This window comes from Nocardia pseudovaccinii (assembly GCF_050942345.1).
GTDB classification, from domain to species: domain Bacteria; phylum Actinomycetota; class Actinomycetes; order Mycobacteriales; family Mycobacteriaceae; genus Nocardia; species Nocardia pseudovaccinii.
The window spans coordinates 8,658,657-8,677,816 of the sequence record NZ_CP192074.1 but is presented as its reverse complement, the minus strand read 5'-3'; the positions used below and the strand labels follow the sequence as shown (position 1 = coordinate 8,677,816).

Below are 19,160 nucleotides of genomic sequence, written 5' to 3'. Positions count from 1 at the left end.
CTCCACCTTCCGAAGGGGCCGAAAGTAATTCGATGATATCCGAAATCTGTTGCCGCGCACCGGGATCTGGCCAGGTCCACGATCAGGCGTGGGTCGAGCCGGGCGGCGTCGGGCCGGGACGGGAGAATTCGACCAGCCGAGCCGCCCGCCATACCGAAACCGACCCTCGACCACGGAAGGTAGCGAACACGTGGATATCGACTGGAAACTATTACGGACCAGCGCATATGAGGTCATGCAGCGGGCCTACGCGCCGTATTCCCGATTCCCGGTCGGGGCGGCCGGGCTGGTCGACGGCCGAGTGGTCGTCGGGTGCAATGTGGAAAATGTTTCCTATGGATTAGGCCTGTGCGCCGAATGTGTACTGATCGGGAACCTGTTCGCGGGCGGTGGTGGCCGGTTGCTCGCCCTCTCGGTCACCGATTCCCGGGGCGAAATCCTGATGCCCTGCGGGCGTTGCCGACAGCTGCTCTACGAACACGGCGGGGCCGATCTTCTGGTGGACCACAAGACCGGGCCTGTGCCGCTTCGAACCCTGCTTCCCGACGCCTTCGGACCCGATGATCTGGACGCCGGGCAGACCTAGGTCGCTCGTCCTTCGAACAATGCGTCGATTTCGGCTTCCGTCGGCATCTCGACGTCGATGAGCTGAATCGCTGGTGTGTCGGCCGGACTGATCCCGAGGTGTTCGGCGATGAGCTTCACGTTCTGCCCCACGCCGTTTGCGTGTGCGGTGACACGTCCGGCCCAGATCTCGAGTCCCGTGACTCGTCGCGTCAGTCCGAGCTGGGATTCGCCGTAGCCTTCCTCGACATCGGTGACTCGTGCTTCGAGCTTCGTCATTCGGCGATCCACATATGCGGATGTCATGGTCGCCGCTCAGCAGTCTTCTTCGAGGACGGCGTCGATCTCGTCGTCGGTTGTGACCGTGATCTGCGAGATTTCGTCGATGGGGACGCCGAGGCGTTCGAGGATGCGGCAGAAGCTTCGTCTTTGGACGATTTCGATTGCGGTGACTCGGCGCGTGAGCTTCAACTGGGATTCGCCGAAGCCGTCTTCGGCCTCGCGGATTCGGGCCTCGAGGTCCGTCACGCGGCGGTCCAGGTGTGCGTGCGTCATTGCTCCCCCAATGTCGACTCGATGATGCGCAGAGGCTATCGGAGAGCACCGACAAGTTCCAGGGGCCGAGCGTGTCTCGTGCCAGACTTGCCGGTGTGACGGCAGTGGACGCGGTTTCGATCATTACGGCCAAGCGGGACGGCGGGGAGCTGTCGGATGCTCAGATCGATTGGGTGGTGGATGGATTCACCAAGGGGGCGGTGGCCGACGAGCAGATGGCGGCGTTGGCGATGGCCATCGTGTGGCGGGGGATGACGCGTCGGGAGACCGCACGGTGGACGAATGCCATGATCGCGTCGGGGGGTCGGATGGACTTCACCGATCTGCCGCGGCCGACGGTGGACAAGCATTCGACCGGCGGGGTGGGGGACAAGATCACGTTGCCGCTGGCTCCGTTGGTCGCGGCGTGTGGGGCCGCTGTGCCGCAGCTTTCCGGGCGCGGGTTGGGGCATACCGGCGGGACGCTGGACAAGCTGGAGGCGATCCCGGGATGGCGGGCCGATGTGCCGGTAGCGCGGATGCGGGAGATCCTGTCCGATCCCGGCATCGGCGCGGTGGTGTGCGCGGCGGGTGCCGATCTCGCCCCCGCCGATAAGCGGCTGTACGCGTTGCGCGATGTCACCGGGACCGTTGAATCCATCCCGCTGATCGCCAGCTCGATCATGAGCAAGAAGATCGCCGAAGGGACCGCCGCGCTCGTACTCGATGTGAAGGTCGGCTCCGGAGCCTTCCTGAAAACCCTGGACGGTGCGCGTGAATTGGCAACGGCCATGGTCGAACTCGGCACCGACGCCGGGGTGCGGACGGTGGCATTGCTGACCGCGATGGACACCCCGCTCGGACGTACCGCGGGCAATGCACTCGAGGTCGCCGAATCGGTGGAAGTGCTCGCGGGCGGTGGCCCGGCCGATATCGTCGAGCTGACGCTCACCCTCGCCCGCGAGATGGTTGACCAGGCCGGACTCGATATCGACCCGGCCGACGCTCTCGCCGACGGTCGCGCGATGGACCATTGGCGCGCCATGGTTCGGGCCCAAGGTGGCGATCCGGACGCGCCCCTGCCGCGCGCGAAGCACACCGAAGTCATTCGGGCCGAGCGTGACGGTGTGCTTACCCGCCTCGATGCGATGGCCGTCGGCATCGCCACCTGGCGACTCGGCGCGGGGCGAGCCCGCCAGGGCGACCCCGTCCAATTCGGCGCGGGCATCGAAATGCACGCCAAACCAGGCGATTCCGTAACCACAGGCCAACCCCTGCTCACCCTGCACACCGATACCCCGCGGGCCTTCCCCGGCGCCCTCGCCGCCCTCGAAAACTCGTTCACCATCGGAGCCGCGCCCCCGCCGCAAGCCCCCTTGATCTTGGACCGCATCGCCCCCTGACGCCGCCGCACCCGATTTCGCCCGACATACGATTTCGTCGGCGACACGTTCGAGTCCGAATGCGAGTCGAGCGCACCGAGTTGGGGGCAAAAGGTTTGCGGCAAGCAGGCAGGAAACCGACCGCTACGTTAATTCTTGGCTGGTAAAAGGGGCTTTCCGGTACTCGAAGACTGCTCGAGCAGGGACATCGCGGGTTATGTCTCGGGTGGGGGTGGCGGAGAGCGCAATCACAGCCGCATGAACGGGTCCGTGCGGCTAACGTGTGGTCATGACAGGACCGATGCCTTTGACCCTTGCCTCGATCCGCCAAGCTCCCAAGGCGCTGCTGCACGATCATCTCGACGGTGGTCTGCGGCCCGCGACGGTTTTGGAGCTCGCCGCCGATTGCGGTTACGACGACCTACCCGCCGACAATGAGACCGAACTGGCGGCGTGGTTCCGCGATGCGGCCGACAGCGGCTCGCTCGAGCTCTATCTGGAAACCTTCGCGCACACCGTCGCGGTAATGCAGACCCCCGAGGGCCTGCGCCGCGTGGCTCGGGAATGTGCGGAAGACCTCGCCGCCGACAGCGTGGTCTATGCCGAAGTGCGCTTCGCTCCCGAACAGCATCTCGAGCGCGGCCTGACCCTGGACGAGGTGGTCGAACACACCCTCGCCGGATTCCGCGAGGGCGCGGCGGCCGCGGCCGAGGCCGGTCGCCCGATCGTGGTGATCTGCCTGCTCACCGCCATGCGGCATGCGGCGCGTTCGCGCGAGATCGCCGAACTCGCGGTGCGGTGGCGCGACCGTGGCGTCGGCGGCTTCGATATCGCGGGCGCGGAAGCGGGCTTCCCGCCCAGCCGTCACCTGGATGCCTTCGAATACATGCGAGCCAATAGCGCGCATTTCACCATTCACGCGGGTGAGGCGTTCGGGCTGCCGTCCATCCACGAGGCGCTGGCGTTCTGCGGCTGCGATCGGCTCGGCCACGGTGTGCGGATCACCGACGACATCACCGTTCCCGGCGCGATCGAGGACGCGCAACTCGGACTGGTCGCGAACTACGTGCGGGATACGCGAATTCCGCTCGAGCTCTGTCCCTCGTCGAATGTGCAGACCGGCGCGGTCCCCTCACTCGACAAGCATCCGTTCGACCTGCTGGCGCGGCTGCGCTTCCGCGTCACCGTCAACACCGACAACCGCCTGATGAGCGACACCAGCATGAGCCAGGAAATGCTCAAGCTGGTCGACACCTTCGGCTACGGCTGGAGCGACCTCGAACGCTTCACCATCAACGCGATGAAGTCCGCGTTCATCCCGTTCCCCGAGCGGCTGCGCATCATCGACGACATCATCAAGCCGGGTTACGCCGTCCTGCTCGGCTAGCCCTACTTCTCCTGCGTGAGCCTGGACTCGAAGTTGCGCTCCAGGTCCCGCCAGCTCTGGGCCTCCGCGGTGAACGGCGGGTTCGGGGCCAGGCGGGTCGGGTCCGGGTTCAGCAGGTAGGAGACGTACCAACCGAGCGGGGTGGACTGCGCCAGCGCCTGCTCCACCGTGTCGTCGTCGGCGTAATCGGCTGCGTCGGTGAACAATTCGACCGCCAGATCGAGCTGTTCGATATCGACCGCCTCCGGGCCCTCACTCAGATCGTCGGCGAGACCGGGCAGCACGTAGACGTTCTCGTCGGTCACCTCGACCTCGAGCGAACCGTCGACGGCGGCGGTCTGCACATCGGTGTAGGTGCTCACCCGTGCCAGCTCGTGCTCGTGGTCATCGGCCAGGTAGCGGGCCAGCGCACGCTCGGAGCCGAACACGGTGATCGAGCCGTTCTTGCCGAGGAAGATCGGCTCGTCGTCGAGGTAGCAGCGCAGCGTGAAGTAGGTGCCGTCGGAGGTGACGATCTTGACCGGGTCGATGCCGACCTCGTGCCAGAACGACTCGTCTTCCTCCTCCTCTTCGTCTTCTTCCTCTTCCTCGTCGTCCGCATCGAGGTCGACGGATTCGAACTCCTCGTCCTCCTCGCTGTCGGCCGCGTCATCGGCGTCGACGACGTTCTCCTCCGCGGCGAGCAGCTCGGCCTCCGCGACCGCGACCGCCTCGGCATCGACCTCGGGGGTCTGCACCACGGAGTCGATGGCGTCGAGGACATCGTCCCAGCCCTTGGCGATGGCGGCGCCGATCTGATCCCACAGCTCCTCGCCGTCGCGCCCGACGAAGGCGCTCACGCCGCTGGCCAGCGCGCCGACCACCGGATGGGAGCCGAAGAACTTGGTCACCGTCTCCAGCTCGCACACCTCACCGATGTTGCGCACCATGCTGAGCGTGTCGTCGAGCTCGGCGATGGTGTCGACATCGGGATCGCTCGCGACCAGCTCCGGCACCCCGACCAGATCGAAGGTGAAGTTCTCCTCCGGCTCCAGTTCGGCCGCCGACAGCCCGGCCACGACCTTCCACGCCGGATGGTCCACGAGATCGTTATCGGAGTTGGTCCGGATGAATGCGGCCAGCTCCGCAACGGTCTCGAAACCGTACAGCGAGTCCTCATGTCCGAGGAACGCCTCCCACTCGTCATCACCGTCGCGCCAGCGCGGTGCCCACAGGGTGACGAGATCGCCGTCGGTCAGGCCGAGCTCGATCGGGACGATGTCTCCAGAAGCCATGTGCGGAAGCCTATCGACCTTCCGAGTCAGTGACTATCCGGCCCGCCTCCAACGCTTCCCGGGGCACCCTCCGGCGCTACCACGAACGACTCGTTCAGTGTCGCAACGACCTTCGATCGCTGCGTTCCGGCGTCCTCGGCGGCCTGGCGACAGGCCCATACGATCAGCTGACCGACCTCGGCGGGCGGCAGTGAGGTGACCGACTCCGACAGGCTCAGCGCGACCAGGGCGCCGTCGCTGTTCACCTCGACGCTGACCGCGCCGTCCTCGGTCCGGAACCGGCCGTGCACCTGCTTGAGGCCGTACAGCGCGGCCTCGAGCGCTTCCAGTTTCGCCGTCGCGTTGGCGACCAACGCGTCCATCTCCGCACTCATGCCTGCGCCTCGCTGGCGCTCGGCTCCGGCATGAGCGCTGGGGCGCCTGTGTTCATGATTCGCTCGCTCCGCTCACTCATGCGCCTGCACCTCGCTGGCGCTCGGTTCCGGCATGACTGCGATCGCAGCTGTGCTCATCGTTCGCTCGCTCAAACCGGCCTCATCCAGCTCGTCGGTCCCGTGTCCGCGTCATCGATTCGGTCCAGTTCGTCCACCGCGGCCTGGCGGGTCGGCAGGCCGAGCTTGTCCAGGATGTCGGCGGGCATACCCGCCTCGGCGAGCAGCTCGCGGCGGCGGGCTCGGGCGGCGACGGTGGAGCGCTTGGTCAGTCGCAGGATCTCGTCGGCCAGAGTCTGTGCGCCGTAACGGTATTCGCTGCGTTCGAACTTGATCTCGATCGGCATGCCCTGGTCGGTGGCCCGGACCGAGATGGTGCCCGATCGGTTGGTGCTCGACGCCACCGTGACATTGGGTATCGGTGGGGTCTGGGGCTGGGACATTATTCGTTCGCTCCGCTCACTTATGAGGTCGGCCGGTAGAAGCCATAGAAGTTCATACCCATGTTGTCGGTCCGAACCGAGCTGATCTGGACCGGATTACCGGCCTCGACGAACTGCCCGTTGCCGACCACCATCGCGACGTGGCCATCCCACACTGCCAGATCGCCCGGCATCAGATCGCCCGGCGAAACCTGCATATGGCCGTTGCCCTGTTCCTGTGCCAGCCGGGGCAGGTCGACACCGGCCTCGCCGTACGCGTACTTGGTGAGACCACTGCAGTCCAGTCCGGAGCCGGGCGTATTGCCACCCCATACATATGGCGTGCCGACCGCGCCGATGGCCGCCTTGACCGCCGTCGCCGCCTTCTCGTTCGGGGCTTCCACGACACTGCCGTCCGGCAGGGTGATCTTCACGCCCTTACCAGAGGTCGACGACTGCCCGGTCCCGGTCGTGGTGCTGCTACTCGGTTTGGAACTCGACGCGGTGCTCGCGGTCGTCGTGCTGGCTTTGCTCGCGGTGCTCATCAGGCTGCTGAGCACGCCGCCGGCGCCGCTCGCGACGCTGCTCACCGTCGATGACAATTGCGAGGCGCTCTGGGTGGCGGTGCCGACCGTGCCCGCGACATTGGACAGCGACGGCGTCGACGGCGCGGGAGTCAGCTCGTTCATCGACGCGGTCTGGGTATCGAGTTCGTTGCGTACGCGGCCGACCACATTCAGCCCCTGACCGATGTGGTCGATCGCGGAGCCGACGAGCACCGTCAGTCCCTCGGGGGTGGCCAGCGCCGGACCGAGACCGGTGGCCTGGTTCACGAACGACTGGACGATCCCGTTCAGCTCCTTCTGGCCTGTTTCGACTTGGGCGGCAGCCTGATTCACGACGGTAGCCATGTCGTTGCCGCGGTCGGAAATGCTGGCGGCCGAGGTCTGCACCCGCAGCGCCTTCGCGGTGACGGCATCGGCCGCCGCACCGTCCCATGCGTTGTTCACCTGATTGATGCTGTTGCGGCCGACCGCGTGCACCTGGTCGACGGCGGTCGAGGTGGAGGTCAGTGCGTCGGCGGGCCCGCCGGTGGGCAGGACGCCGGTGCCGAAGCTGGAGAGCAGGTCGAGCAGTGGCTGGACCAGGGCGCTGACATCGATCACGGCGTCACCCGTCCAGTCCGGTGGCATTCAGCCCGGCGGCATTGTTCAGGTCGGTTTCCTCGAGGACGACGGCCGAAGATGCTGCCGCACCGCCCATGCTCGCGAGCACCGCCGACAACTGACCGATCGAGGCGACATGCCCGGCATGGGCCGCGGCGTAGGCCGCCATGAAATCGCCGCCGATCAAGCCCATTATGGGGCCGAGGAGAGTGGGATCGGCGGCCGCGGCGCTCACTCCGGCGGCGGCGAGATCACCTGACATGGTCGCGGCCGTCGCGCCGTAGGCAGTGATGCCCTCGGTGTCGGCCGACATCTTTCGCATAGTGCTTCCCCCATCTGTTGTTCCCAGGCAGAGTACGTCATCCACCTAGTTCGACGCGCTGCCTTACCGATCGGTTCCAGCCGTTCGAAAAAAAATTCGGGTGGAGGTTTGCCGCCGAACTCGTCTTCGACCTTATCGTTCCAACATGCGCACGCACACCGTGGACCATCCACTCGCCGCCGCCCTGCTGACCACGATGCGCGATGCGGACACGGCCAATCCGGCCTTCCGCGCCGCACTGCGTGATCTCACCGGAATCCTGATCTACGAGGCGCTGCGCGACGCGCCGGTGATCCATTTCCCGATCACCACACCGGTATCCGACACCGAGGGAACGCGATTGGCGCAGCCGCCGCTGCTGGTTCCGGTGCTGCGCGCCGGACTCGGCATGGTCGACGCGGCCGCCGAACTCATTCCGGACGCCAGGGTCGGTTTCGTCGGCATCGCCCGCGACGAAACCACCCATCAGCCGGTGCCGTACATGGAATCACTGCCCGCCGACCTGTCCGAGATGCCGGTCTTCGTACTCGACCCGATGCTGGCCACCGGCGGTTCGATGCGCCACACCCTGCAACTGCTCGCCGCCCGCGGCGCCACCGACATCACCGCGGTCTGTGTGGTGGCCGCCCCCGAAGGCATTGCCGCCCTTGCTGATTCGGGCCTACCCGTGCGCCTGGTCACCGCGGTCGTCGACTCGGGCCTCAACTCCGACGCCTACATCGTCCCCGGCCTCGGCGACGCGGGCGACCGCCAATTCGGTCCCCGCTGACCCCCGCCCCATCGAGCGCAGTCAAATGGCAGCTCGTCCCCACCGAGGGCAGTCGAATGGTTGCCGAAAACCCCACTCACAACCACCATTCGACTACCCGCGACAAACTCTCGAGAACGCAGCCGGTCGACCGAGCTGGAAGTCACGGGCTGCCCGCCTGACGGCGGGAGGTAAGCGGGGTACGGCACACGACGTGCCCGGCACGGCCGGGAAAACCGCGGGAAGGCAAACAATCTTGGGCCAGCAGACTCGAGAAGTCAGTGCAGGACAACAGAACCCACCCCAGCCCTGCCAACACAATCCGGTAGCAGTCCCCGCCACCCCGTGAGCTATTTCGCGAGCCGCCCGCAGTATGCCCGCAACTCGGCAAGCCGCCGCTCACCCGAGGTTCGCGCGGCGGCGAGTGCATCCCGGTCGGTGACCGGCTCGACCACCTCCAGGTAGCACTTGAGTTTCGGCTCTGTGCCCGACGGCCGGACCACAATGCGGGAGCTGGTGCCCTCGAAAATCAGTGCGTCGGTGCGCATTCGGCCGCGCACCTGGAGCAGATCGGTGTATTCGACCGGCTCGCCCGCGATTTCGCCGGGCGGTGCGGCGCGCAGGCGGTTCACCAGTTCAGCGGCGGCGGCCGGATCGGGTAGGCGCAGCGAAACCTGGTCGGTGGCGTGCAGGCCGAATTCGACGGCGTAGTCGTCGAGTTCGTCGGCGAGGGTGCGGTCCGCGGCCTTCAGCCGGGCGACGAGATCGGCGGCCAGCACCGCCGCGGAGATGCCGTCCTTGTCGCGGACCGCGGCCGGGTCCGCGCAGTGACCGATGGCCTCCTCGTAGGCGTAGACCAGACCGTCGCCCGCGCGGGCCAGCCATTTGAAGCCGGTCAGCGTTTCCGCGTATCGCGCGCCGCGGGCGGCGGCGAGTTTCGAGAGCAGTCGTGACGACACGATGGTGGTCGCCACCAATGAATCCGGGGGCGCGGTCCGCAGCACGTAATCGCCGAGCAGCACACCGGTTTCGTCGCCGCGCAGCATGCGCCAGCCGCCGTCGTCCGGAATTCCGATGGCGCAGCGATCGGCGTCCGGGTCGAGGGCGATGGCGAGGTCCGCGCCGATCCGGGTGGCGGTGGCGAGCAGAAGGTCGGTGGCACCGGGCTCTTCGGGATTCGGGAAGGCGACGGTGGGAAAGTCGGCATCGGGCGCGAATTGCGCACCGACGACGTGCACATGCTTGAATCCCGCCGCGGTGAGGGCAGCCACCGCCGTATCGCCGCCGACCCCGTGCAGCGGTGTCAACACGATCCGGACATCGGAGCGCTCGCCGGGACCGCCGATCAATTCGGGCAGGTGGGCCACCCGATCGATATAGCGGCGCACCAGGTCATCGGCGGCCGGTGTGACCGGCGTGCGGGGGATCGGCTCGGTGACGGCCTCGATGCAGCGCTCGATCTCGGTGTCGGCCGGTGCGATCAGCTGCGAACCGCCGTCCAGGTACACCTTGTAGCCGTTGTCCGTCGCCGGATTGTGCGATGCGGTGATCTGTACTCCGGCAACGGCTCCCAGCTCACGCACTGCGTACGCGACAACAGGGGTGGGCAGCGGCCGCGGCAGCAGCGTCACCGGAAAGCCCGCGGCGGCAAAGATTTCCGCGGTGGCGATGGCGAATTCGGCGGAGCCGTGCCTGGCGTCGCGCCCGACGACCACCGCGCCGCCGCCGAGACAGCGACCGCGCAACCAGTCCACGAGTCCGGCGGTCGTCCGGCTCACGGTGTCCACGTTCATCCCGTCGGGCCCGTCCTGCAGCGGCCCGCGGAGCCCGGCGGTGCCGAAGCGCAGCATCTACAGCCGTTCCAGTACGCCGCGCAGCAATTTGCCGAGACGCGGTGCGGCCGCATGCCCTTCGGCGAGTACCTCGGCATGCGACAGGTGCGCACCCGTGACGCCCGCGGCGAGGTTGGTGACCAACGAAATACCGAGCACTCGGGCTCCGAGCGCACGTGCCGCGATCACCTCGAGCACCGTCGACATGCCGACCAGATCCGCGCCTATGGTGCGCAGCATCCGGATCTCGGCCGGAGTCTCGTACTGCGGTCCGGTCAGCCCCGCGTAGACGCCTTCGGTCAGGCTCGGGTCGATTTCCCTTGCCACCGCACGCAATTCGGGGTCCCACGCGTCCACGAGGTCGACGAAGGTCGCGCCCGCCAGCGGCGTGCGGCCGGTGAGATTGAGGTGGTCGCTGATCAGCACCGGCTCACCGACGCGCAGTCCGTCCCGGATCCCGCCCGCCGCATTGGTGAGCACCACGGTTTCCACGCCCGCCGCGATCGCCGCGCTCACCGGATGCACGACATCGCTCGGCTGATAGCCCTCGTACAGATGCTGACGCCCCATCAGCAGCAGTACGGGCGTGTTGTCGACGGCGACCGAATGCACCATCCCGACATGCCCTTGTGCGCTCGGCGTCCCGAATCCCGGCAGTTCCGGCATCGGCACCGATGCCGACGGCGTCCCGATCTCCGCGGCCGCCTCCTGCCAGCCCGATCCCAGCACCACCGCAACCCGGTGCCGTTCCACTCCCGTACGTTCGGCAATCGCCTTCGCGGCCTGTTCGGCAAGCATGCCGCCACCGTATCTGATTTGCCGCGCCCGCGGCGCCGCGTGCTCGCGCACCCCCGGTGCCTCGCGGCCGATCCTTTCGAGCAACCCGCGACCAGTCGCCAGCGGTGCGACCGCGACCGACGCTCGTAAGACTTTCGACAAATCTCGAGACGTAACCACAGCCAGCCGACCACGCTGGAAGCCGCCGGTCTGCCCACCTGGCTGCGGGAGGTAAGCCGGGTACGGCATACGACGTGCTCAGCATTGTTCCCCGCAAACCAGGGGGCGGCAAACCATCCCGAGGCCACCGCCCTCGAGAAATCGGTGCCCGACCACATGCCCCATCGCAGCCCAACCAACTCACACTCAGCGTGGCCATTGACGGCGCCCTATTTCAAGATCAGGTGGAATTCATGGCGGCATCGGCAAGCGAGAACCCTCCGCCACCAGTGCCACCTGATCTTGATCTACTCGCCGGGGGTTAGCTACCCGCGAGTAGGGATTCCGTTGTATAGCCGTTACGCTGCATGCATGCCGTATCTGGGACGTGAAGGGGATGTGTTCGTCGTCTATCTCGGGAGCGAGGGGCAGACGGACAGTGAGAACCGTTTCCATCCGGATTGGATCGATGCGTTCCATGGGCTGTTGGATCAGGTCGAGGCGTCCGAGGGGCCGGCGGCGCTGGTGACCACGGCGAGTGGGAAGTTCTACAGCAACGGGCTCGATACCGATTGGCTGTTCGGCAATCTGGACAAGATGCACGGCTACCTCGATCGCGTGCACAGCATCTACACCCGCCTGCTGACCTTCCCGCTGCCCACGGTCGCAGCCGTCAACGGTCACGCCTTCGGTGCGGGCGCCATGCTCGCCACCTCGCACGATTTCCGGGTGATGCGCGCCGACCGCGGCTTCTGGTGCCTGCCCGAGGTGCACCTCGGCATGCCGTTCACGGTCGGCATGAACGCGCTGCTCACCGAGCGCCTCACCAATCAGGTCTGCGTCCAGGCCATGACCGCCGGTCACCGCTTTGCCGCCGACGAGGCCATTTCCGCGGGAATTGTCGACGCAAAGGCGGATGCTGATGTGTTGCTGAAGTCCGCGATCGAGCGCGCGGGCGCCCTCGCGGCAAATCGCAAGCCCAATCTTCCCGTGATCAAGCGGTCGCTGCACGCCAAGGCGCTGGCCGGGCTCGCGACCCCCACCACCCCGGAGAATCTGGCGTTCGCCCCGGGATAACCGCACGCTGATCACAAACCTTGTGCCGCACGGCGGCATCGCCCCGTGACGCAGGGTGCGCCCGATCGTCGGCGCAGTGCCAGACTGTGTGCCATGCCACCACCGCGCAGCGGGCACCCCGAATCACGCACGGACCACCACGCGCACCCGGGTGCGGCGGCGGAGGCCGCGATCCTGGCCGCAGCGCCCGAACTGGTCGCGCTATCGCATTCGATCCACGCCGAACCGGAGCTGGCGTTCGAGGAAACCCGCAGCGTCGCCAAGACCATCGCGCCGCTGGCCGAGCGCGGTTTCGCCGTCGAGACCGGCATCGCCGACCTGCCGACCGCATTCCGCGCGACCTATGGATCCGGCGAGCTCACGGTGGGTATCTGCGCCGAATACGACGCACTGCCCGAGATCGGGCACGCCTGCGGGCACAACATCATCGCGGCTGCCGCGGTCGGCGCCGGGCTCGGCCTCGCCGAGGTGGCCGACGCGCTCGGCATCACCGTCGTCGTCTTCGGAACACCCGCCGAGGAGAGCGGCGGCGGCAAGGTGCTGATGCTCGAGCGCGGCGTCTTCGACGGTGTCGCGATGGCGTTGATGGTGCACCCCGGCCCCATCGATATCGTCGACGCGCGCTCGCTGGCGCTGGCGGATCTGTCGGTGGTCTTCCACGGCCACGAGGCGCATGCCAGCGCCGCCCCGGAATTGGGCCGGAATGCGGGCGACGCGGTGACCGTCGCGCAGGTTGCTCTCGGATTGCTGCGTCAACATCTCCGACCCGGACAGCAACTGCACGGTATAGTCAGCGACGGTGGCGTAGCCCCCAACATCGTTCCCGGACGTGCGGAACTGCTGTATTACCTACGCGCAGTCGACTCCGCATCCCTCGACGATCTGATGCGACGAGCGTCGGCTTGTTTCGAGGCGGGTGCGCTGGCGACCGGCTGCACTCACGAAATCCGGACGGTTGCGCCGACATATACCGAGCTGACGCCCGATTCGGGATTACTGTTTGCCTATCGCGAGCAGATCGTGGACTTGGGCCGGGTGCCGATCGCACCGGAACTCGAGGCGCAGCGACCGCTCGGGAGTACGGATATGGGCAACGTCACCAACGTCATACCGGGCATACATCCGGTCATCGGCATAGATGCCGGTGGGGCGGTGACGCATCAGCCCGGCTTCGCCGCGGCGAGCGTCAACGCTTCGGCCGATCGTGCGGTAACCGACGGTGCGATCGCGCTCGCGCGTACCGCTATCGCCGTAGCCCGCGATCAAGTACATAGGGACAGGTTGTTGCAACGGCTCGTTCAACGACAGGAGGACATTCGGTGAGCATTACCGGCCGTTCCGCGGCGCACGCGACACGCTCCGGGACGGTGACGCGCGCGACCATGGGGGGCCAGGGGAGCGCCGCGCAATCGGATATCGCGGAAGTCGGCCCGGATGCGGTCGATTCCTGGCTGGCCGAGCACACGGTCGATCTCGTCCAGTGGCGTCGGCACATCCACGCGAACCCGGAGCTCTCCCGCACCGAATTCGCCACCACCGAGTTCGTCTCGGCCTGGCTGACCAAGGCGGGATTGACGCCGCAGAAGATGCCCAACGGCACCGGAGTGCTCTGTGACATCGGTCCGGTGGACGCACCGCGTATCGGCCTGCGCGCCGATATGGACGCGCTCCCGCTGCAGGAATTCACCGGACTCAGCTTCGCCTCGACCGTGCCCGGCGTCTCGCATGCCTGTGGGCACGACGCGCACACCACGATCCTGCTCGGCACCGCGCTCGCGCTGGCCGATCAGGAACTGCCGGTCGGCGTGCGGTTCGTCTTCCAGCCCGCCGAAGAGGTGATGCCGGGCGGTGCCATCGATATGGTCGCCGCCGGGGCGATGGAGGGCGTCGACCGGATCTTCGCACTGCATTGCGATCCGCGCCTCGAGGTCGGCCGGGTCGGCATCCGGGTCGGTGCGATCACCTCGGCGGCCGACACCATCGAATTGGTCCTCGATTCGCCGGGTGGGCACACCTCGCGTCCGCATCTGACCAGCGACCTGGTCTACGCCATCGGCACCGTGATCACCGGCCTGCCCGGTCTGCTCAGCCGCCGCATCGACCCGCGCACCAGCACGGTGATGGTCTGGGGTGCGGTCAGCGCGGGCAAGGCGCCGAATGCGATACCGCAGACCGGCATGCTCACCGGCACCGTCCGCACCGGCGATCACGCGACCTGGTCGCTGCTGGAGCCGATGGTGCGCGAGATCGTGGACGGCCTGCTCGCGCCGACCGGGGTGCGCTACCAGTTGAACTACCGCCGCGGCGTGCCGCCGGTGGTCAATGACGAGCACTCGACCAGGATGTTCGAGGACGCGATCCGCATGCTCGGCCCGGACGCGCTCGCCGACACCTTGCAGTCCGGTGGCGGTGAGGATTTCTCCTGGTACCAGGAGGAGGTGCCGGGCGCGATGGCCCGCCTCGGCGTTTGGTCCGGGCACGGCGAACAGCTGGATCTGCACCAGCCGACCTTCGATCTCGACGAGCGCGCGCTGGCCGTCGGTGTCCGGGTGCTCAGCAATATCGTGTTGAACGCGAGCTGACGAAGACGAGGAAGCGGCCGACCTCGAAAAGGGGTCGGCCGCTTCCGCGTCTGTTCAGCTACCGAAGAATCCGGGACCGACGTTCTTGCTGTTGCGCGTGCGCAGCGCGTGCACGTATTCCGCTGGCGCGCCTGCCTTTTCGGCCGCATCGGCCATCACGCCGATATAGCGCGCCGACGGTAGGCCGCCTTCGTACGCATCGAGTACGTACAACCAGGCCAGGATGGGTTCGGAACCGCTGCCCGCACTCGGCGTCACGCGCAGCCGGATCTTGCGGTGGATGCCGAAATCGGAACCCTCCCAGCGGTCGAGGCGCTCCTCGTCTTCGGGGGATACGTCGTAGAGCACCACGAACACCCGCGAGTCGGGCTCCTCGACGACGGTGGCCAGCGGGCCCTCCCAGCCGATGTCGTCACCGCTGAAGGTGAGGCGCCAGCCCTCCAACCAGCCCGTCCCGTACATGGGGGAGTGCGGACAGCGCTCGAGCATCTGGGACGAGTCCATGTTGGACCCGTAGGCGGCGTAGATCGGCACGACGCAAGGGTATCCAATAACCTGCGCGCATCGTCTCTATCCCGGCGAGATGACCGTGTGTTCGCCAGCTAACGTTGTTTACCGGCACCGGAGATCCCGGTCGAACAGCTCCAGCGGAGGTATCCATGACCCGCATAGCGATCATCGGTGGCGGACCGGCCGGTTATGAAGCGGCATTGGTGGCGGCCCAGCACGGGGCCACGGTCACCCTGATCGATAGCGACGGCATCGGCGGGGCATGCGTCCTGTGGGACTGCGTGCCGTCGAAGACTTTTATTGCCTCCACGGGCGTGCGCACCGATCTGCGTCGCGCCCGTGACCTGGGCATTACCCTCGATCCGAGCCAGGCCCAGATCGAATTGGGCGAAGTGAACGCGCGTGTGAAGGCGCTGGCGCTGGCCCAGTCCTCCGACATCCGATCCAAGGTGCAGGCCGCGGGCGTGACGGTGCTGGCCGGACGCGGACAGCTCAGCGACCCGGCCACCGGCATGGCCGCGCACCGGGTGCGCGCGCTGCTGGCCGATGGCACCGAGGAGGCCGTCGAGGCCGAAGTGGTGTTGATCGCCACCGGTGCGAGCCCGCGCGTGTTGCCCGGCGCCGAGCCCGACGGCGAGCGCATCCTGAACTGGCGTCAGCTCTACGACCTGGAAGAACTCCCGGAGACCCTGGTCGTGGTCGGCTCGGGTGTGACCGGCGCCGAATTCGTCTCCGCATATACCGAAATGGGTGTGCGGGTGAAATTGGTCTCGAGCCGCGACCGGGTGCTGCCCGGTGAGGACGCGGATGCCGCGCTCGTGCTCGAGGACGCGCTCGCCGAACGCGGTGTCGAACTGGTCAAGCACGCGCGCGCCGATGCGGTGGAGCGCACCGCCGAGGGGATCGTGGTCAAGCTCTCGGACGGCCGCACCGTCACGGGCACGCATGCGCTGATGACCGTCGGCTCGATCCCCAATACCGACGACCTCGGCCTGGAACGGGTCGGCATCGAACTCGACCGCGGTGGCTACCTGCGGGTGGACCGGGTGTCGCGCACTTCGGTGCCCGGTATCTATGCGGCGGGCGACTGCACCGGCCTGCTGCCGCTGGCCTCGGTGGCCGCGATGCAGGGCCGCATCGCGATGTATCACGCGCTGGGTGAGGGTGTCAGCCCGATCCGGCTGAAGACGGTCGCCTCGGCCGTATTCACCCGACCGGAGATCGCGACCGTCGGCGTGAGCCAGACGGCCATCGATAACGGCGAGGTGCCCGCGCGCACGGTCATGCTGCCGCTGAACACCAACCCGCGCGCCAAGATGTCGGGTCTGCGCAGGGGTTTCGTCAAGATCTTCTGTCGGCCCGCGACCGGTGTGGTCATCGGCGGTGTGGTCGTCGCCCCGATCGCCTCGGAGCTCATCCTGCCGATCGCGCTCGCGGTCCAGAACAATCTGACCGTCAACGATCTCGCCCAGACCTTCTCGGTGTACCCGTCGCTCACCGGCTCGGTCACCGAGGCGGCCCGGCTGCTGATGCGTCACGACGACCTGGATTAACCGCCACTGAACCCAGCCGCCCCGAGACCTACTGTCTTGTGGCGTTTTTCATCGCGTTGCCAGTAAGGCGCGCATGTGGTTCACTTCCCGCAGAGATGCGATCGGCGGGCGATCGCGAGGGTTCTGTGTGGGGGGATCGATCCTTTCCAACGGGAACGGCGAACGGCCGCTTGGTCGTTCGCCGGTCTTCGTTCGTGGACCAAGCGTCTCACCAGGGATAACTGCGTGTGACCCACTCGGTCGCACACGGGAAAGGGATTGCGAAAAGTGAAACATCGTAAGCCGAGTCGGACGCAGCGAGCGATGGCGAGCACATCGTTGCCACTGGCCACCGCGGCGGCCGTGGCCACGCTCTTCGCGGCGCCGGCGGGGGCAGTTCCGGATCAGCCGAGTACACCGACCACGCCGGCGCCCGCGCCCGCCGATCCGGGCAGCACCGCCCCGACGGATCAGGGCCAGCCGGAGACCACCAAGCCGGATCCGGGTAAGCCGGATACCAAGCCGTCGCCGACGCCGAGCCAGCCGGGTGTCACCACGCCGGATCCGAACCAGGTCATGCCGAATCAGCCAAGGGATCCGAAGCTGTCGACGCCGACCCAGCCGGGTGTCACCACCCCGCGCGTCGCGCCGCTGCCGGTTCCGGGGCAGACCGGCCCCGCGATCCCCGCCGTGGTGCCGGAGACGGCCCCCGGTGCGGAGGCTCCGAAGCCCGCGCAGCCCGGTACCACCGCGCCGGGTGCGAACACCCCGAGCGGTCCGAGCGCCAGGACCCCGCAGCAGCCGGACACCGACACACTGGTGCAGCAGCCGCGCTGGGAGGCTCCGCGCTTCCAGCAGGCGCCTGCCGCGCCCGTCGTCGAGATGGACGGGCCGCACCAGGAGATCGGCGCCAATATCGACGGCGGCTCGCTGGCGCCCGGTTACGTGGCCAACACCCACCACTTCAACAATGCCGCGGGCTACGTCGGCACCATCGGGTACCGCACCCCGACCGGTCAGGGCGAGGCCGGTGTGTCGGTCGAGTACATCGGCGCCAACACCGTCAAGGTCACCTCCTACACCGGTGGTGAGGGTCTGGCCGACAACAAGACCGAGGTCATCCTCGACACGACGCAGGCCAACATGGCCAAGGCCGCTGTCGAGCACTGGATTCGGGAACAGCCGGGCGGCGTGGCTGCCCTCGAGGCCGCCGCGCAAGTTAAACTGCCGGTGCCGCCAGGCGAACTGGCTCCGCAGACGGTCAACGTTGCCGGGGTCACCACCCAGTGGGGTGGGTCACTCCAGTACTGACACGAGCTGATTCGACGGGTGGGGCGGTCGTTCACGACCGCCCCACACGTGTGTCCTGGGGAAAGGATTTGGTGTGGGCTCCGTGGGTGATGGCAGGGACAACGAATCCGACCGGACCGGGTCGGAATTCGGACCCCCGTTGGACGATTTCGGCCCGCCGGTCTCCGAATTCGGGCCGCCGGTCGGCGAATTCGGGCCACCGACGGGTGAACAGGGCCGACCGCAGTGGTCGGTGCCCGAGCCCGGCACCGATCATCCCGAGCTGATCTGGCGTCCCGCCGACGAACCGCCGACGGTGCCACCGCCACCCCCGCAGTACCGCGCGCCGGATACGACGGTGTTCGGCGATGCGCCGCCACCGCCACCGCCGCCCCGGCGACCGGAGCCGCCGACGCACCGACCCGAGCCGCCGGTGGAACCGGACCCCAACGAGGCCACCGTCCGGCATGCGACCCCCTCGGCGGCCCAGCGTGATACCTGGTGGAACAGCCCGACCGAATCCGGCGGGGTGCCGAAGCCGCCATCCGAGCCTTCGGGTCTGTCCTGGGCCGATGATCCGATCGCCAAACGCCTTGCGCCGAAGCTGATCTCGGACACCATCACCGCGACTCCGACCCGGCACAGTTCGCGTGGTCGATGGATAGCGCTCGGTGTGCTCGCCGCGATCGTGGTGGTCTTGGCGCTGGTGGTGACCTTCGTCGCGGTCAGCCGCGACGACAACGGCGGTCCGAAGGCGGCACCGCCCGCACCGCCGAGCACCTCCGCCGCGCTGAGCTGCCCCGCGAGTAAAGACGGCAAGGTGACCCGCGGTAACGGGCAGGGCGACACCTCGACCGGCCCCGGTGCGATCCTCGGCTTCCAGTACGAGTTCTACGTCGACCGCAATGGTGAGCGGGCGCGCAGATTCGTCGCGCCGGATGCCGAGAATGTGTCGACGGCCGAGGTCATCCAGCAGGCCATCAATGACCAGATTCCGGTCGGCACCACGCATTGCCTGCGGATTGCCGAGTCGGCGGCGGACACGTTCGAGGTGGACCTGACCGAACATCGCCCCGACGGCACGACCAATGTCTACCGGCAGACCATCATCACGGTGGTCCGCGACGGCAAGAACGTGATCTTCGCCATCCGGGAGCGCGCCTGAACTCTC

At 67.4% G+C, this 19,160-nt stretch carries 20 protein-coding genes; 10 read left to right on the top strand and 10 right to left on the bottom strand.

Going from position 1 to position 19,160, the window contains the following annotated elements; genetic code table 11:
* The first annotated feature begins 190 nt into the window (after positions 1–190).
* On the top strand, positions 191–586 hold the full coding sequence (locus tag ACQPZ2_RS39165; protein ID WP_169814453.1) for a cytidine deaminase: 396 nt from the start codon (positions 191–193) through the stop codon (positions 584–586).
* On the opposite strand, the gene ACQPZ2_RS39160 is transcribed toward ACQPZ2_RS39165, so the two are convergent.
* Together ACQPZ2_RS39160 and ACQPZ2_RS39155 are read right to left on the bottom strand one after the other, a co-directional pair.
* A complete protein-coding gene (locus tag ACQPZ2_RS39160; RefSeq protein WP_433522995.1) occupies positions 583–843 on the bottom strand; it encodes a hypothetical protein in 261 nt (86 codons plus the stop codon). The two genes, ACQPZ2_RS39165 and ACQPZ2_RS39160, sit on opposite strands and share 4 nt — an antisense overlap.
* A gap of 36 nt (positions 844–879) precedes the next feature.
* A complete protein-coding gene (locus ACQPZ2_RS39155) occupies positions 880–1,119 on the bottom strand; it encodes a hypothetical protein (protein WP_433522994.1) in 240 nt (79 codons plus the stop codon).
* 95 nt (positions 1,120–1,214) lie between these two features.
* Here ACQPZ2_RS39155 and ACQPZ2_RS39150 point away from each other — a divergent pair, with 95 nt between their 5' ends.
* Complete coding sequence (locus tag ACQPZ2_RS39150) at positions 1,215–2,501, top strand: thymidine phosphorylase (protein WP_433522993.1); 1,287 nt, start codon at positions 1,215–1,217, stop codon at positions 2,499–2,501.
* Between the two features lie 268 nt (positions 2,502–2,769).
* Entirely contained in the window at positions 2,770–3,867 is a 1,098-nt protein-coding gene (locus ACQPZ2_RS39145; RefSeq protein ID WP_063038880.1) for an adenosine deaminase, read from the top strand.
* Positions 3,868–3,869: 2 nt separating this feature from the next.
* On the opposite strand, the gene ACQPZ2_RS39140 is transcribed toward ACQPZ2_RS39145, so the two are convergent.
* From ACQPZ2_RS39140 to ACQPZ2_RS39120, 5 genes are all read right to left on the bottom strand, one after another.
* Entirely contained in the window at positions 3,870–5,141 is a 1,272-nt protein-coding gene (locus ACQPZ2_RS39140) for a primosomal protein (RefSeq protein ID WP_433522992.1), read from the bottom strand.
* Positions 5,142–5,167: 26 nt separating this feature from the next.
* Positions 5,168–5,515: a YbaB/EbfC family nucleoid-associated protein gene (locus tag ACQPZ2_RS39135; protein WP_433522991.1), complete on the bottom strand. Its 348-nt coding sequence runs from the start codon at positions 5,513–5,515 to the stop codon at positions 5,168–5,170.
* A gap of 149 nt (positions 5,516–5,664) precedes the next feature.
* Entirely contained in the window at positions 5,665–6,015 is a 351-nt protein-coding gene (locus ACQPZ2_RS39130) for a hypothetical protein (RefSeq protein ID WP_040686879.1), read from the bottom strand.
* A 20-nt stretch (positions 6,016–6,035) separates the two neighbouring features.
* Positions 6,036–7,160: a C40 family peptidase gene (locus ACQPZ2_RS39125; RefSeq protein WP_433522990.1), complete on the bottom strand. Its 1,125-nt coding sequence runs from the start codon at positions 7,158–7,160 to the stop codon at positions 6,036–6,038.
* A gap of 4 nt (positions 7,161–7,164) precedes the next feature.
* Positions 7,165–7,473 (bottom strand): hypothetical protein, encoded by a 309-nt coding sequence (locus ACQPZ2_RS39120; RefSeq protein ID WP_373864733.1) that lies wholly within the window; start codon positions 7,471–7,473, stop codon positions 7,165–7,167.
* Positions 7,474–7,627: 154 nt separating this feature from the next.
* On the opposite strand from ACQPZ2_RS39120, the gene upp reads away from it, so the two are divergent.
* The gene (gene upp, locus ACQPZ2_RS39115; protein WP_433522989.1) at positions 7,628–8,251 is read left to right on the top strand and encodes a uracil phosphoribosyltransferase; all 624 of its coding nucleotides are present in this window, start codon (positions 7,628–7,630) and stop codon (positions 8,249–8,251) included.
* A 329-nt stretch (positions 8,252–8,580) separates the two neighbouring features.
* On the opposite strand, the gene ACQPZ2_RS39110 is transcribed toward upp, so the two are convergent.
* Positions 8,581–10,080, bottom strand: coding sequence for a phospho-sugar mutase (locus tag ACQPZ2_RS39110; RefSeq protein WP_433522988.1), 1,500 nt, complete (start codon positions 10,078–10,080; stop codon positions 8,581–8,583).
* Positions 10,081–10,860: a purine-nucleoside phosphorylase gene (locus ACQPZ2_RS39105; protein ID WP_433522987.1), complete on the bottom strand. Its 780-nt coding sequence runs from the start codon at positions 10,858–10,860 to the stop codon at positions 10,081–10,083.
* 510 nt (positions 10,861–11,370) lie between these two features.
* On the opposite strand from ACQPZ2_RS39105, the gene ACQPZ2_RS39100 reads away from it, so the two are divergent.
* The 3 genes from ACQPZ2_RS39100 (at position 11,371) to ACQPZ2_RS39090 (ending at position 14,657) form a co-directional block, all read left to right on the top strand.
* On the top strand, positions 11,371–12,075 hold the full coding sequence (locus tag ACQPZ2_RS39100; RefSeq protein ID WP_433522986.1) for an enoyl-CoA hydratase-related protein: 705 nt from the start codon (positions 11,371–11,373) through the stop codon (positions 12,073–12,075).
* Positions 12,076–12,168: 93 nt separating this feature from the next.
* Positions 12,169–13,398 (top strand): M20 family metallopeptidase, encoded by a 1,230-nt coding sequence (locus tag ACQPZ2_RS39095; protein ID WP_433522985.1) that lies wholly within the window; start codon positions 12,169–12,171, stop codon positions 13,396–13,398.
* Between the two features lie 59 nt (positions 13,399–13,457).
* A complete protein-coding gene (locus ACQPZ2_RS39090) occupies positions 13,458–14,657 on the top strand; it encodes a M20 family metallopeptidase (RefSeq protein ID WP_063038876.1) in 1,200 nt (399 codons plus the stop codon).
* 54 nt (positions 14,658–14,711) lie between these two features.
* Here ACQPZ2_RS39090 and ACQPZ2_RS39085 read toward each other — a convergent pair whose 3' ends face one another.
* Positions 14,712–15,191: a gamma-glutamylcyclotransferase gene (locus tag ACQPZ2_RS39085; protein ID WP_063038811.1), complete on the bottom strand. Its 480-nt coding sequence runs from the start codon at positions 15,189–15,191 to the stop codon at positions 14,712–14,714.
* A gap of 125 nt (positions 15,192–15,316) precedes the next feature.
* Here ACQPZ2_RS39085 and ACQPZ2_RS39080 point away from each other — a divergent pair, with 125 nt between their 5' ends.
* The 3 genes from ACQPZ2_RS39080 to ACQPZ2_RS39070 all read left to right on the top strand — a co-directional run bounded on the left by ACQPZ2_RS39080 (position 15,317) and on the right by ACQPZ2_RS39070 (position 19,154).
* On the top strand, positions 15,317–16,720 hold the full coding sequence (locus ACQPZ2_RS39080; protein WP_063038809.1) for an NAD(P)H-quinone dehydrogenase: 1,404 nt from the start codon (positions 15,317–15,319) through the stop codon (positions 16,718–16,720).
* Between the two features lie 303 nt (positions 16,721–17,023).
* Positions 17,024–18,010, top strand: a complete 987-nt coding sequence (locus ACQPZ2_RS39075; protein WP_433522984.1) for a hypothetical protein — start codon at positions 17,024–17,026, stop codon at positions 18,008–18,010.
* A gap of 73 nt (positions 18,011–18,083) precedes the next feature.
* Positions 18,084–19,154: a hypothetical protein gene (locus ACQPZ2_RS39070; RefSeq protein ID WP_433522983.1), complete on the top strand. Its 1,071-nt coding sequence runs from the start codon at positions 18,084–18,086 to the stop codon at positions 19,152–19,154.
* Positions 19,155–19,160: the final 6 nt, after the last annotated feature.

What these genes read in the sequence shown, in the direction of transcription:
- ACQPZ2_RS39160 (WP_433522995.1), bottom strand. Translation starts at nt 843, where the DNA reads ATGACGAAGCTCGAAGCACGAGTCACCGATGTCGAGGAAGGCTACGGC.
- ACQPZ2_RS39155 (WP_433522994.1), bottom strand. Translation starts at nt 1,119, where the DNA reads ATGACGCACGCACACCTGGACCGCCGCGTGACGGACCTCGAGGCCCGA.
- ACQPZ2_RS39145 (WP_063038880.1), top strand. Translation starts at nt 2,770, where the DNA reads ATGACAGGACCGATGCCTTTGACCCTTGCCTCGATCCGCCAAGCTCCC.
- ACQPZ2_RS39140 (WP_433522992.1), bottom strand. Translation starts at nt 5,141, where the DNA reads ATGGCTTCTGGAGACATCGTCCCGATCGAGCTCGGCCTGACCGACGGC.
- ACQPZ2_RS39135 (WP_433522991.1), bottom strand. Translation starts at nt 5,515, where the DNA reads ATGAGTGCGGAGATGGACGCGTTGGTCGCCAACGCGACGGCGAAACTG.
- ACQPZ2_RS39130 (WP_040686879.1), bottom strand. Translation starts at nt 6,015, where the DNA reads ATGTCCCAGCCCCAGACCCCACCGATACCCAATGTCACGGTGGCGTCG.
- ACQPZ2_RS39120 (WP_373864733.1), bottom strand. Translation starts at nt 7,473, where the DNA reads ATGTCGGCCGACACCGAGGGCATCACTGCCTACGGCGCGACGGCCGCG.
- upp (WP_433522989.1), top strand. Translation starts at nt 7,628, where the DNA reads ATGCGCACGCACACCGTGGACCATCCACTCGCCGCCGCCCTGCTGACC.
- ACQPZ2_RS39110 (WP_433522988.1), bottom strand. Translation starts at nt 10,080, where the DNA reads ATGCTGCGCTTCGGCACCGCCGGGCTCCGCGGGCCGCTGCAGGACGGG.
- ACQPZ2_RS39105 (WP_433522987.1), bottom strand. Translation starts at nt 10,860, where the DNA reads ATGCTTGCCGAACAGGCCGCGAAGGCGATTGCCGAACGTACGGGAGTG.
- ACQPZ2_RS39100 (WP_433522986.1), top strand. Translation starts at nt 11,371, where the DNA reads ATGCCGTATCTGGGACGTGAAGGGGATGTGTTCGTCGTCTATCTCGGG.
- ACQPZ2_RS39095 (WP_433522985.1), top strand. Translation starts at nt 12,169, where the DNA reads ATGCCACCACCGCGCAGCGGGCACCCCGAATCACGCACGGACCACCAC.
- ACQPZ2_RS39090 (WP_063038876.1), top strand. Translation starts at nt 13,458, where the DNA reads ATGGGGGGCCAGGGGAGCGCCGCGCAATCGGATATCGCGGAAGTCGGC.
- ACQPZ2_RS39080 (WP_063038809.1), top strand. Translation starts at nt 15,317, where the DNA reads ATGACCCGCATAGCGATCATCGGTGGCGGACCGGCCGGTTATGAAGCG.
- ACQPZ2_RS39075 (WP_433522984.1), top strand. Translation starts at nt 17,024, where the DNA reads ATGGCGAGCACATCGTTGCCACTGGCCACCGCGGCGGCCGTGGCCACG.